Source organism: Nonomuraea rhizosphaerae (genome assembly GCF_019396405.1).
Taxonomy (GTDB): Bacteria; Actinomycetota; Actinomycetes; order Streptosporangiales; family Streptosporangiaceae; genus Nonomuraea; species Nonomuraea rhizosphaerae.
In genome coordinates this window covers 1-12,210 of the sequence record NZ_JAHKRL010000431.1, presented here as the reverse complement: position 1 = coordinate 12,210, position 12,210 = coordinate 1, and the positions used below count along the sequence as shown (strand labels likewise).

The window sequence follows — 12,210 nt, the reverse complement described above, 5'->3', positions numbered from 1 at the left end:
TCCTGACATGCTCTGGTCCCGTCATCGTTTCCGATCAAGGTGAGTCATTAGGCCCAGGAACCTCCTTCCGAGTCCCTTCCGGCTGCGCCGGAGATACGTCAGAGCGCCTCATGGCGCACTGAAAGCCGTAGGTTTTCTTGAACGTGACGGCCGCGCCGTTCTTGTCGGAGGCGGCGGTGATGACGGTGGCGTCGATGTCGATGACGATCCAGCCGCGTAGTCGTTTGCCGGCCACCGTCAGCCAGGGGAAGCCGCCCGGGCGCAGATGCAGCAGTTGCCAGACGTGGCGGCGTATCTTCGCCCGGGCCGTGGCGATGCGGGCGAGCATCGGCTCGTCCAGGCCGGCCAGGGTGCGGTGAGTGGTGGAGTCTGAGGGGGCCGTCCCGAACAGTGCCGCCTGGTGGGCCTGCAGCCGCTCGGCCTCCAGCATGCTGCGTGCGCCGCACACGATCGCGGCGGCCAGGCTGATGAGGACATGCGCGCGGTCGCGCCAGGTCGCGCCCTGCCCTTCCGGCCACAGCCCGGCGAGCGCCGGGGTCAGCCCCACTCGATCGGCGAGCTTGTGCAGCAGGACCACGCCCGCGTGACCGACCAGCCCTTTTCCGTTGGTGGTGACAGACAACCGGCGGTCCCACCCGATACGCTCACTCACCAGAAAGGTGCACCTGCTTCTGCAGCGGATATGGCTTCGACACCCGAATCCTTGCAGTTCAGGGGCACCTTTTCTCATGTTCTAGAGCACAGCTACCGCCCAGGTTGAATAGCTGAGGTTAGCGGCCGAGCCGCGCCGCGATGCCGCCCACGAGGCCGTGCGGCACAAACTTGCCGACCGCCACCACGGCCTTGTAGCGGAGGTCGGGGACCGACACCCGCTTGCCCAGCGCGAGATCACGCATGGCGGCGTTGACGACGTTGTCCGCCTTGAGCCACAGGAAGGAGGGGATGGAGGACTTGTCCATCCCCGAACGGTCGTGGAACTCGGTGTGCGTGAAGCCGGGGCACAGGGCCATGACCCTGATCCGGGGGTTGCGCACCTCCAGCGCCGCCGCCTCGCTGAAGTTGACCACCCACGCCTTGGAGGCGCCGTAGGTGCCGCGGGTGAAGAACGCGGCCACCGACGCCACGTTGACCACCGCGCCCCGGTCGCGCTCCTTCATGGCGGGCAGCGCGGCCAGTGTCAGCCGCAGGACCGCCTCGCAGTGCACCTTCAGCATGCGCACCTCCTCGTCGGCCGGAACCTCCAGGAACGTGCCGGGGTGGCCGAAGCCGGCGTTGTTCACCAGGAGGTCCACGCCGTCGCGCACCCGGGCCTCGACGCGGGACAGGCCGTCGTCCGCGGCCAGGTCGGCGGGCAGGATCTCGGTCGTCACGCCGTACCTGAGCTTGAGCTGACCGGCGCTCTCGGTCAGGCGGGCCTCGTCGCGGGCGACCAGGACGAGGCGGAAGCCGTCGGCGGCGAGTCGTCGCGCGAAGGCGGCGCCGAGGCCGGCGGTCGCGCCCGTGATCAGTGCGGTTGGCATGCGGCCAACCCTAGTACGGCACAGCTGGTACAGCCCGTTGTGGACCTCGGCCCCGGGTCGCCGCTTCGAGGGGGCGCTGCTTGCCGGGGGAGGTGGCCTGGGGTCGGTGGAGCGGGTGTCTTGAAAGTGCGGAGGGTGCGAGTATGGCGGGGTGCGTCTTGCTGTGGCCGCGTTCGCCGCCAGGTTCGCCTCACTCGCCGCCCTCGCCTGCCTGGCCGCGTGCACGGCCGGTCAGACCGGGGCGACGCCGTCCGTTCCGGAGCCGCCGCCCTCGTCCGCCGGCGGCACGGCGACAGACGCCGCCACGGCCACGGACGAGCCGGGCGCGGAGCCGGAGGAGACCGGGGAGAGCGAGGCGGCCGAGAGCAGCCCGGTCCAGAAGGCCGGCAAGCTGCGGTTCACGAAGGTGGCGGAGCTGGACAAGCCGGTCGCGTTCGCCGTCAGGAAGGGCGACCCGCGCCTGTACGTGGCCGAGCAGAGCGGCAAGCTGAAGGTGCTCGGCGGCGGCACGGTGCTCGACCTGTCCGGCGAGGTGAGCACCGGCAACGAGCAGGGGCTGCTCGGCGTGGCGTTCCACCCGACGGGCCGGTGGCTCTACCTCGACTGGACCGACGCCGGCGGCGACACCCACGTCACGGAGTGGGCCTACGACGGCAAGCAGGCCACGCGCCGCCGCGACGTCCTGAGGCAGGACCAGCCGTACGCCAACCACAACGGCGGTCAGCTCGCCTTCGGCCCCGACGGCTACCTCTACATCGCCTTCGGCGACGGGGGCAGCGCCGGCGACCCCCAGCGCAACGGCCAGAACCTCGGCACGCTGCTCGGCAAGATCCTGCGGATCGATCCGCGGGGCGGCAGGCCGTACAAGGTGCCGGAGGACAACCCGTTCGTCGGGAAAGAGGGAGCGAAGACGGAAATATGGGCGTACGGGCTGCGGAACCCGTGGCGGTTCGGGTTCGACCGGGACAACGGCGACCTGTGGATCGGTGACGTCGGCCAGAACAGCCAGGAGGAGGTCGACTACCAGCCCGCCGGGTCCGAGGGCGGCGAGAACTACGGCTGGAACCTCCGCGAGGGCGACAGGCCGTTCCGGGGCGGCAAGGGCCGCGAGCTGACCGCGCCGGTGATCACCTACCCGCTGAGTGACGGCAACTGCTCGGTGATCGCCGGGTTCGTCTACCGCGGCGCCAAGATCCCCTGGCTGCAGGGCCAGTTCCTGTACGGCGACTACTGCGTCGGCTGGGTCAGGGCCGCGCCGGTGGACGAGCTGGACAAGACGCTCAAGGTCGGGCAGGTCGCCCAGCTCTCGTCGTTCGGCGAAGATCTCGACGGGGAGCTGTACGCGCTCAGCCTCGATGGTCCCGTCTACCGGATCGATCCTGCCTGACCCGTTCGATCAGGTCCTCGACCTGGGTGTTCAGGCGCGAGCCGCGCGTCCAGCCCGCGTAGTGGGTGAGGAACACCACGACCTCGCGCAGCTCGCACTCGCTCAGCTCGCCCGCCCGCAGCGCGGTGTCGAGCTGGACCTCCAACTGGTCGTCGATGCCCTGTCCGACGAGCAGGCTGATCAGGATCAGGCGGCGTTCCCTGACCGAGAGGATGTCACGCGACCAGGTGTCGGCGAACGCCCGCTCCGCGGACATGCCGAAGCTGTCCACTGTCTCCATGGCCGGTTCTGTCATCGCTCGCTCCAGGTCGCAGGGGGGTACTTCCATTTTCCCTACTTTCGGGGCTGAACCAATGGGGGGAGCCCAACGTAGTAAGAACAGAGGGTCTCCGGCCCGAATGGATCTGTAACAACTGGAGCCAAGGTACGGCCAAGATTTGGTCAAGATTTCTCACCTTGGCGGCGGCTCATTCCGCATGAAAGCGGGCACAACAACTCCGTTGGTCCGTAAAGCGGAGGTAAGCCCTGGTGAAAAAGACACGGGCTTGGATCGCACTCACCGTCGCGATCTTCATGCTGTCGGCGTGCGGGCAGCCGGAATTCACGTACGTACGCGACCGGGAAGGCTCCACGTACTTCAAGGTGCCATCCTCCTTCACCCAGCTCAACGCCTATCCCATCGAGCTGTACCTGAGCGGTGACCACCCGAACTCGCAGGCTGCCCAGCTGCGCGCGCAACGGGTGTGGTCGACCGCCTTCGACCAGTCCGCCCAGCCGTCAGTGGCCCATCTGCTCGGTTCGGCCGACCCGTTCGTGTACAGCACCGTCCACAAGCTCACCGACGAGCAGCGCGACGCGATCTCGCTGGATCGCCTGCGCGACTTCATCCTGCCCGTGACCGAACAGGTGCGTGAGGTCTACGTGGCCAGGGCCATGCAGTCGGGCCAGTCCCCGCTGTTCCACCACTTCGAGCTGATCAGCGACGAGCCCGTGGTGCTGGAGCAGGGCGCCAGGGGAGTGCGGGTCCGCTTCAACTACCAGATCGGCAACGACGTCCAGACCTTCGACCAGACGGCCCTGCTCGACGAGCGGGGGGCCATGGTGTCGGTCCTGGTCATCACCTGCCAGTCGGTCTGCTACCGGCAGCGCGCGGCCGAGTTCGACAAGATCACGGAAACGTTCAAGCTGCTCCGGCTGCCTGGATGGATGAAGGAGCTCCAGTGACCACGACCACTCATCACGGGGGGCTGCGCGCGCCGGGCAGCGGGCCGTCCGATCCGGACGCGGTGACCAGGAAGAAGATGCCCTTCTGGGACCGGAGCAAGTTCCTCATCGGGCTGGTGCTCGCCTTCCTCATCCTCACGTGGAAGGTGATGGCCGACTACCAGGGCATCGTCACCTTCGTCGAGGCGATGCAGGCCATCGCCTACTCCTACCAGTGGATCTTCTGGCTGCTCGGCCTGGAGGCCCTGCGACAGCTGCACTTCTTCGTCAGTGAGCGCTGGTCGGGTTACCACCGCTTCTGGAGTCAGCGAGTCTTCGGCGGGGCCGAGCGGTGGTCGCACCGCCGCTTCGACGACTGGACCAGGTACCGCATCTCCCGCGCCACGAAAATCATCTTCTGGATCGCGCTGATCGCGCTGGTGCTCGGCGCGGTGCTCGACACCAACCCGTTCCTGGCCCTGTTCGCCGCGCCGGCGCTGATCTGGAAGGCGATGCCCTTCCTCATCCAGATCGTGTTCCTGTTCTTCGTGGTGATCATCCAGTTCGTCGGGCTGTTCTGGTTCCTGTCCAGGGGCGGCGTGGAGACGTACTTCCCGGACGACATCAAGACCCGCTTCGCCGACGTCTGGGGACAGGACCACGTCGTGGAGCGCGTGCAGGAGAACATCGTCTTCCTCGAACGCCCCGGCGAGATCGAGGAACGCGGCGGCTACGTGCCCAGCGGCCTGCTGCTGTGGGGGCCGCCAGGCACCGGCAAGACGCTGATGGCCGAGGCGGTCGCGGGCGAGACCGGCAAGCCGTACGTGTTCGTGGACCCGGGCGCGTTCACGAACATGTTCATGGGCATCGGCATCCTCAAGGTCAAGACGCTGTTCAGGAAGCTGCGCAAGCTGGCGCTCCGGTACGGCGGAGTGATCGTCTTCTTCGACGAGGCCGACTCGCTCGGCAAGCGCGGCCGGCTCGCCCAGCAGGGCCCTCCCGGCCAGGGCGGCGGCTTCTCCGGCTCCGTCGGCTGCCACGGCCTCAACTACATGTCCGAGGAGACCCGCTCCGTGCTCGCCTTCCGGGCCCGGCGCGAGGCCGAGGAGCCCGGCACCCGCAACCGCTTCTTCATGGGCGGCGGCATGAACGGCAGCGGCGACCCCGGCACCCTCCAGGCGCTGCTCACCGAGCTGTCCGGGCTCAAGAAGCCGCGCGGCTTCTTCAACCGCCTGGTCAGGCGGCTGCTCGGGATGCGGCCCAAGCCGCCGCCCAAGTACCGCATCCTCGTCATGATGGCCACCAACCGGCCCGACGCCCTCGACGAGGCGCTGCTGCGGCCCGGCCGCATCGACCGCATCTACAAGGTCGGCTACCCGTCCAAGGCCGGACGCGTACGCACGTACCAGGGCTACTTCGACAAGGTCGAGCACCAGCTCACCGAGGAGCAGGTCGACAAGCTCGCCACCATCACCCCCTACGCCACCGGCGCCACGATCAAGGACCTGGTCAACGAGTCGCTCATCACCGCGATCCGCGACGGGCGCGAGATCATCACCTGGTCCGACGTCCTGCGCGCCAAACGGCTCAAGCAGCTCGGCCCGCCCGAGGACGTCGAGTACATCGAACGCGAACGCCACGCCGTCGCCGTCCACGAGGCCTGCCACGCCGTGGTCGCGTACGTGACGCGCTTCCACCTGGAGATCGACATCGCCACCATCGAGAAGGGAGCCGACTACCTCGGCATGGTCGCCTCGATCAAGCCCGAGGACCAGTTCACCCGCTGGAAGTCCGAGTACGAGGCCGACATCATGGTCTCGCTCGCCTCCCTGGCGGGGGAGCGGATGTTCTTCGGCGAGGACAACTCCTCCGGCGTCTCCGGCGACCTGCACTCGGCCACGTTCCTGACCGCGCTGATGGAGTCGTACTGGGGCATGGGGTCCGGCGTCACCTCGCTGCCCGCGCTCCAGGAGCTGGAGATCCACGGCGGCAAGGCCATGCCCCGGCGTCCCGGTGGCGGCGGCGGGCCGATCGGCATCACCGACCGCGAGCCGCGCCGGGGACAGGCCGACCTCACGCCCGACGTGCTCGGGGAGCGGATCGAGTTCAACCTGGTACGGCTGCTGGAGAAGACCGAACGGCTGCTGGAGGAGCACCGCAGGGACGTCCTGTGCCTGGCGCACGCGCTGGAGACGCACAAGACGCTGAACGGCGACGACGTGGTGGCGATCCTGCGGCGCACCACCGGGCCGCTCATCGACGGGACGATCTACGCTTCCGACGAGCTGTTCGAGGAGCTGGAGGAGTACCACCTGGAGGCGGCCAAGGCGCACAAGGAGCACAGCCGGATCGAACGGGAGCTGCCGGGACAGGTGGAGCCCCCTGTGCTCGCGGAGCCTGTGGGGGTGGGGCAGGTCGCGGCGGCCGGGCCGCTCGGCAACGGAGGGCCGTTGATCGGTCCGCCTGGCGGGATTTCTGGCGGGGTTTCTGGTGGTGTGCTCGGCGGGCAGCCCGGGAGCGCGCTGGGGCCTGAGACCGGGCAGTGGCCCGTCGCGCCGCTTGCTCAGCCGGGTGCTCAGTCGGTTGCTCAACCGGTTGCTCAGCCGGGGGTGGTCGAGTCGGCCGGGCCCGCCGTCGTGGTGCCGGCCACCTCTGCCACCTCCGCCGTTCCCGCCGCTTCGGTCGTCGAGCCGGAGGTGGTGACGGCCGAGATCGTGCAGGAGGGGGAGGCCCGGCGTCCCGAGTTCGTCCCGTGGGCGCCCTCTCCCGCGGCGACGTACCAGACGCCGCCGGCACCCGCCCAGGAGCAGCCGCCCGCCCGCAGGACGGCGAAGCGGGTCTGGGTGGTCGTCGCCAGCCTGCTCGGGCTGGTCGCGCTCGCCCTGATCGCCGGGCTCGCCCTGACGGGCGCCACTCCCATCGCCGGGATGGCCTCGCCCGCGTTGCTGCTCGTGCTGTTCGTCGCCGTGGTGGCGGTGATCGTGGGCGCCGGGCTGGCGCTGATCGCCATCAAGGGCGTACGGGCCGCGCAGGCCAAGGCGGAACAGGAACGGGACCAGGCACACGCCAGAGCCCAGTTGCTGGCCGCCGCGATGGACCCGGACACGGCCATGCGGCTGCTCGGGTACGACGGCACCACGGGGCCGGACGGGAGGACGTAAGGGCTGACCCCGGCCGGAGGCCCGGCCGGGGTCAGATGCGCAGGTCGAGCCGGGCGATCGGCTCGACCAGCTCCTCCTCCTCGTACGCGAAGTGCGAGGAGAGGACGGCGACCAGCCGCTCGACCTCGGCCCGCACCCGCCCGATCGCCGGGAACATGTGCTCGTCCTCGATCGTGTGATGCACCGTCACCAACCGGCAGAACGTCGCGCAGAACGCCCCCAGCGTCCAGTAGTTCTGCCGCATGCTCAGCTGGTTGACCAGCGACCGCAGCGCGGTCGGGTCCAGCGTCCCGGCGGCCACCTGTCCGACGGCGGCGCTTATCTGCCGCATCTCCTGCCGGTAACCGTCGTGAACGTCGATCAGATGCCGGCCGAGCTGCCGCTGCGCGGGCGTGAGCGCCTCCGGATCATGCTTGGGCGCCCGCGGTCTGCGATCCTCATCCAGGTCGGCGGCCAGGTCGTTCATGCGCCCCATGATCGCACGGGGACAGCCACGCCCACCCGGGTCGATTAACACGACGTTCACATGTGGGCAAAAACCGGGAAATGGTCATCCGTAAGACTCGGCGTGGCTGCGAAAAACCTTGAAAGGACCGACGTTGAGCTACAAGGCTGAGTACATCTGGATCGACGGCACCGAGCCCACGGCACTGCTGCGCTCCAAGACCAAGATCCTCGCCGACGGAGCCGAGCCGCCGGTCTGGGGCTTCGACGGCTCCAGCACGAACCAGGCCGAGGGCCACTCGTCGGACCGTGTGCTCCGCCCGGTGTTCACCTGCCCCGACCCGATCCGCGGCGGCTCCAGCGTGCTGGTGCTGTGCGAGGTCGAGGAGATCGACGGCGCCCCGCACAAGAGCAACACCCGCGCTCTGCTGCGTCCGGTCGCCGAGCAGTTCGCCGACCAGGAGTCGTGGTTCGGGATCGAGCAGGAGTACACCTTCTTCAAGGGCAGCCGCCCGCTGGGCTTCCCCGAGGGCGGCTTCCCCGCCCCGCAGGGCCCGTACTACTGCGGCGTCGGAGCCGACGCGATCTTCGGCCGTGAGATCGTCGAACTCCACCTCGACCGCTGCCTCGCCGCCGGCCTCGCGATCTCCGGCATCAACGCCGAGGTCATGCCCGGCCAGTGGGAGTTCCAGGTAGGCCCGGCGAGCCCCCTCGACGTCTCCGACCACATGTGGATCGCCCGCTGGCTGCTCTACCGTACGGCCGAGGAGTTCGGCGTGGAGGCCACCCTCGACGCCAAGCCCGCCCGTGGCGACTGGAACGGCGCCGGCGCCCACACCAACTTCTCCACCAAGGCCATGCGCGAGGGCTACGACGCCATCGTCACCGCCTGCGAGGCGCTCGGCGAGGGCGACAAGCCGACGGAGCACATCACCCAGTACGGCGCCGGCATCGAGAGCCGCCTGACCGGCGCCCACGAGACCGCCCCCTGGAACAAGTACAGCTACGGCGTCTCCGACCGCGGCGCCTCGGTCCGTATCCCGTGGCAGGTCGAGGTGGACAAGAAGGGCTACATCGAGGACCGCCGCCCGAACGCCAACGTCGACCCGTACGTGGTGACCCGCCTTCTGGTCAACACCTGCTGCGCCGCCCTGGAAAAGGCCGGCCAGGTCTGACCCCGCACAAGGCTGCAACCGGAACGCGGGCTCCCAGGGCCGGGGGCCCGCGTTCCCGTTACCTCCCCACAAGCATCGTCCTCGCCACGCTCAGGCAGCCCTCATTGGGGCGCCGCCCCAAACCCCAGCGAGGGGCCTCCGGCCCCTCCCGCTCCCCGAGCGTCAACCATTGGACACCTTCGGCATCGGCTGAGCCAGAGGCGTTCGGCTCATTCAGCGGCGGGTGAGGAGAGGCCCACGCCGAATTGCCCGTTCTGGACGAAAGCTCCACGATTCTGGACGAAAGCTCCACGATCGAAACCTTCAAGGATCAGGAACCCCAGAATCGCGCGGCTGGGACCGAACCGGCCCAGAGGAAACGCACCCTTCAAAGCAGCTTGATCAGCCCGTAAGCCGACAGCCGTAGAAATGATGGCCGAGTTATGCGGCGTGGGTGTCGGTGCCGCGCAGGATGTACAGGTCGTCGCCGAACACAGCCGAGATCTGGAGCTGCCCGCCCAGGGCCTGCACGTACCGGGCGATGGCCTCCACAGTGGACACCTCACCCCGTTCGATCTGAGAGACCCGGCTCTTGGTCACCCCCATCAGGTCGGCGACATCGGTCTGTGACAGCCCCAGGCTCTTACGCCGTTCGGCCAGCCGATGGCCGTCGATGTAGGCCTGGTTGCGCCGCCGGGCCTCAGCCACGGACTCCTCGCCGCCGGAGGCGGCCACGATGTCGTCGCGGACGTCGCTCCACTTGGGAAAATTCGTCATCGGTCCTTCTCCTCCGCCTCGCGTTCGGTCAGGTACTCCTCGTACAGCTCTTCGGCGCGGGGAATGACCCGTCGGTACCAGCCCGACCAGTCACCGGACTTGTCCCCGCCTACCAGCAAGATGGCCGATCGCCACGGATCGAACACGAACAAGATCCGGATCTCGGAGCGCCCCGCCGAACCGGGCCGCAGTTCCTTCAGATTATGAACCCGGGAGCCCTCCAGCTTGTCGACCAGCGGTCGTCCCAAATTCGGACCGGCCTCAGCCAGCCGGTCGATGGCGTCGACGATCTGCGCTCAGGATCGATCGCCCAGGGCTTTGATCCAGGTCAAGATCTCGTTGGTAACGCGGATTTCCCACTCCTCCACACCCGGAAGTGTAGCAAATCCTTTACTCCGAGGAGGAGTGCTATAGCGCCGGACCGCTGGCGACTGCATGCCTTCTGGGCGGCTACGCGGACGGCGACAGCTTGGACGATCACGGAAGCCGGTAACTGATCTTGCCAGACCGGGGGCGTTCGTCATGGTGCCCACGGTGCCTCCGGCGTCATGGAGGACCCTCAGGTGCTCGGCAATGGCGACGAGCGTGCCGGCGGACCTGGGCAGGGACTCGCGTGTCGGGGCGCATCTGTTTCGCCGGGCCGCACACTCACGAGCTTGAAGGCAACAGGATGCTCGCCACCACGCTTGATTACATCAAGTGCTCGAAAAATTACATTGAGTGGTGAAGGAGATCGGGTGTGCCGCAGAAGTCCGGCGGCAGTTCGCATCCCCTGGAGCAGCACCCCCTGAAGCAGCGTCACCCGAACAAGCGGAGGCAGCGATGAAGCAGATCCCCACGGCGCCGCGAGCACTTCCGGTCGCCGGCCACCTGCTCTCACTGCTCCGCGATCCGTACGGGTTCATCGCCGCGCTGCCCCGCCACGGCGAGCTGGTCCAGGTGAGGCTGGGCCCTTTCACGGTGATCGTGGTCTGTGACGCCGGGTTGACGTACGAGGTCCTGCGGGACGACCGCACGTTCGACAAGGGCGGTCCGCTCTTCGACCGGCTGCGTGAGGTGACGGGCAACGGCCTGGCCTCGTGCCCGCGCAGTGATCACCGGCGGCAGCGCCGGCTGGCCCAGCCGGCGTTCCAGGCGAGCCGGCTGCCCGGTTACGCCGAGGCCATGACCGCCTGCATCCTCCAGGTCACCAGCTCGTGGCGAGACGGTCAGGTCCTGGACGTGCCGGCCGAGATGGGGACGATCACCTCGCGGGCCGTGACGGCCACCATGTTCTCCGACGCGCTCACGTTCCAGGCCCTCGACTCCTTGCTGGACGACGTGCGGACCGTCACGGAGGGCATCGTCCAGCGCATGGTCATGTTCCCGCCGCTGGATCGGCTGCCCACCTCGGCCAACCGCGCCTACTGGCGCGCCCGCTCCCGCCTGCGCCACACTCTCGGCCAGGTCATCGCCACCCGCCGTGCCAACGGCGGCGGGTACGAGGATCTGCTGGCGGCGCTGCTGGCCGCCCGGGACGAGGAGACCGGCGGCCACGGGCTGACCGACACCGAGATCACCGACGCGTTCGTCACCTTCTTCCTCGCCGGGACCGACACCACCGGCACCGCGCTGGCGTGGGCGTTGCACCTGATCGCCGGTCACCCGGCCATCGAGCAGCGGCTGCACGCCGAGGTCGACGCCGTCCTGGCCGGCCGGCCCGCCACCCACGCCGACCTGCCCCGCCTGGAGCTGACCGGCCGCGTCATCACCGAGACGCTCCGGCTGTACCCGCCCGGCTGGCTGATCACCCGTACGGTCACCGCCGGCACCCGCCTGGGGCGGCACGACCTCCCGGCCGGCGCCACCGTCGCCTACAGCCCCTATCTCATCCACCGCCGCGACGACCTCTACGACGCCCCGGAGTCCTTCGACCCCGACCGGTGGGGTCCCGGCCGCCCGCAGCCGCCCCGGCAGGCCTGCCTTCCCTTCGGCGGGGGCGCGCGCAAATGCATCGGCGACACCTTCGCCATGGCCGAGGCCACCCTGGCGCTGGCGACCATCGTGGGGTGCTGGCGCCTGCAGTCTCTTGACCAGCGCCCCGTCCGTCCTGCCCTGAGCCTCGTGGCGCATCCCCACCGGCTGCGGATGCGCACTGTCTCCCGCGACCGCACGGCTCCCGCCGCTTCCTGAGGGACCACCGCGACCGCGCGGCTCCCACTGCTTTTCACGGACCGCCGCACAGCCCCGACTGCCACTTCTGGCAGGCGTTTCGTCCGGTCTCGCGGGCGCGGCGACAAACCCTCGTGTTGGGGTCGATCTCGTCCTGCCGGCTGACGATCGGCGGCTCCGGCAAGCCGTACGATGACCGCTGCGAAACTCGCGGCGGAGAACGGCGAGACAGGCGGCGCTCATGTCAACAGGCAGGGTGTCGCAGACACGAGGTCAGAGGGGGCGGCGCAGCCCGTCCAGCACGAGGGTGATGACGTCGTCGGCTTCGGTTCGCCAGTTGGGGCGGTCGTGGGCTGCGCCGATGCCGTGCAGTGCCATCATGATGGCGCCGGCGTTCACGTCGTCGCGGACGG

12 protein-coding genes are annotated in these 12,210 nt (G+C 68.9%); 5 read left to right on the top strand and 7 right to left on the bottom strand.

The window, feature by feature from the left end:
• Positions 1-34: 34 nt before the first annotated feature.
• Together KME77_RS22195 and KME77_RS22190 are read right to left on the bottom strand one after the other, a co-directional pair.
• Entirely contained in the window at positions 35-652 is a 618-nt protein-coding gene (locus KME77_RS22195) for a transposase (RefSeq protein ID WP_308250826.1), read from the bottom strand.
• Positions 653-770: 118 nt separating this feature from the next.
• Positions 771-1,520 carry an SDR family NAD(P)-dependent oxidoreductase gene (locus KME77_RS22190; RefSeq protein ID WP_219470808.1) on the bottom strand — a complete coding sequence of 250 codons (750 nt, stop codon included), beginning with the start codon at positions 1,518-1,520 and terminating at the stop codon, positions 771-773.
• Positions 1,521-1,671: 151 nt separating this feature from the next.
• Here KME77_RS22190 and KME77_RS22185 point away from each other — a divergent pair, with 151 nt between their 5' ends.
• Positions 1,672-2,907, top strand: a complete 1,236-nt coding sequence (locus tag KME77_RS22185) for a PQQ-dependent sugar dehydrogenase (RefSeq protein ID WP_308250825.1) — start codon at positions 1,672-1,674, stop codon at positions 2,905-2,907.
• On the opposite strand, the gene KME77_RS22180 is transcribed toward KME77_RS22185, so the two are convergent.
• A complete protein-coding gene (locus KME77_RS22180) occupies positions 2,867-3,202 on the bottom strand; it encodes a carboxymuconolactone decarboxylase family protein (protein ID WP_219470806.1) in 336 nt (111 codons plus the stop codon). The two genes, KME77_RS22185 and KME77_RS22180, sit on opposite strands and share 41 nt — an antisense overlap.
• 233 nt (positions 3,203-3,435) lie before the next feature.
• Here KME77_RS22180 and KME77_RS22175 point away from each other — a divergent pair, with 233 nt between their 5' ends.
• Together KME77_RS22175 and KME77_RS22170 are read left to right on the top strand one after the other, a co-directional pair.
• The gene (locus KME77_RS22175) at positions 3,436-4,131 is read left to right on the top strand and encodes an LptM family lipoprotein (protein ID WP_219470804.1); all 696 of its coding nucleotides are present in this window, start codon (positions 3,436-3,438) and stop codon (positions 4,129-4,131) included.
• Entirely contained in the window at positions 4,128-7,271 is a 3,144-nt protein-coding gene (locus KME77_RS22170) for an AAA family ATPase (RefSeq protein ID WP_219470802.1), read from the top strand. Before KME77_RS22175 ends, KME77_RS22170 begins: the two co-directional genes overlap by 4 nt.
• A 31-nt stretch (positions 7,272-7,302) precedes the next feature.
• On the opposite strand, the gene KME77_RS22165 is transcribed toward KME77_RS22170, so the two are convergent.
• The gene (locus tag KME77_RS22165; RefSeq protein ID WP_219470800.1) at positions 7,303-7,737 is read right to left on the bottom strand and encodes a hemerythrin domain-containing protein; all 435 of its coding nucleotides are present in this window, start codon (positions 7,735-7,737) and stop codon (positions 7,303-7,305) included.
• A gap of 133 nt (positions 7,738-7,870) precedes the next feature.
• Here KME77_RS22165 and glnII point away from each other — a divergent pair, with 133 nt between their 5' ends.
• A complete protein-coding gene (gene glnII / locus KME77_RS22160) occupies positions 7,871-8,890 on the top strand; it encodes a glutamine synthetase (protein WP_219470797.1) in 1,020 nt (339 codons plus the stop codon).
• A gap of 420 nt (positions 8,891-9,310) precedes the next feature.
• Here glnII and KME77_RS22155 read toward each other — a convergent pair whose 3' ends face one another.
• Positions 9,311-9,646 carry a helix-turn-helix domain-containing protein gene (locus KME77_RS22155; protein WP_219470796.1) on the bottom strand — a complete coding sequence of 112 codons (336 nt, stop codon included), beginning with the start codon at positions 9,644-9,646 and terminating at the stop codon, positions 9,311-9,313.
• The gene (locus tag KME77_RS22150; RefSeq protein WP_219470810.1) at positions 9,643-9,936 is read right to left on the bottom strand and encodes a type II toxin-antitoxin system RelE/ParE family toxin; all 294 of its coding nucleotides are present in this window, start codon (positions 9,934-9,936) and stop codon (positions 9,643-9,645) included. The genes KME77_RS22155 and KME77_RS22150 overlap by 4 nt, the downstream gene beginning before the upstream one ends.
• A 532-nt stretch (positions 9,937-10,468) precedes the next feature.
• Here KME77_RS22150 and KME77_RS22145 point away from each other — a divergent pair.
• Positions 10,469-11,818: a cytochrome P450 gene (locus KME77_RS22145; RefSeq protein ID WP_219470794.1), complete on the top strand. Its 1,350-nt coding sequence runs from the start codon at positions 10,469-10,471 to the stop codon at positions 11,816-11,818.
• Positions 11,819-12,070: 252 nt separating this feature from the next.
• Here the strand turns inward: KME77_RS22145 and KME77_RS30540 are convergent, their stop codons facing one another.
• Positions 12,071-12,196, bottom strand: a complete 126-nt coding sequence (locus tag KME77_RS30540; RefSeq protein WP_372451192.1) for a hypothetical protein — start codon at positions 12,194-12,196, stop codon at positions 12,071-12,073.
• Positions 12,197-12,210: the final 14 nt, after the last annotated feature.

Coding starts and splice junctions, on each gene's coding strand:
- KME77_RS22190 (WP_219470808.1), bottom strand. CDS start 1,520: ATGCCAACCGCACTGATCACGGGCGCGACCGCCGGCCTCGGCGCCGCC.
- KME77_RS22180 (WP_219470806.1), bottom strand. CDS start 3,202: ATGACAGAACCGGCCATGGAGACAGTGGACAGCTTCGGCATGTCCGCG.
- KME77_RS22165 (WP_219470800.1), bottom strand. CDS start 7,737: ATGAACGACCTGGCCGCCGACCTGGATGAGGATCGCAGACCGCGGGCG.
- KME77_RS22155 (WP_219470796.1), bottom strand. CDS start 9,646: ATGACGAATTTTCCCAAGTGGAGCGACGTCCGCGACGACATCGTGGCC.
- KME77_RS22145 (WP_219470794.1), top strand. CDS start 10,469: ATGAAGCAGATCCCCACGGCGCCGCGAGCACTTCCGGTCGCCGGCCAC.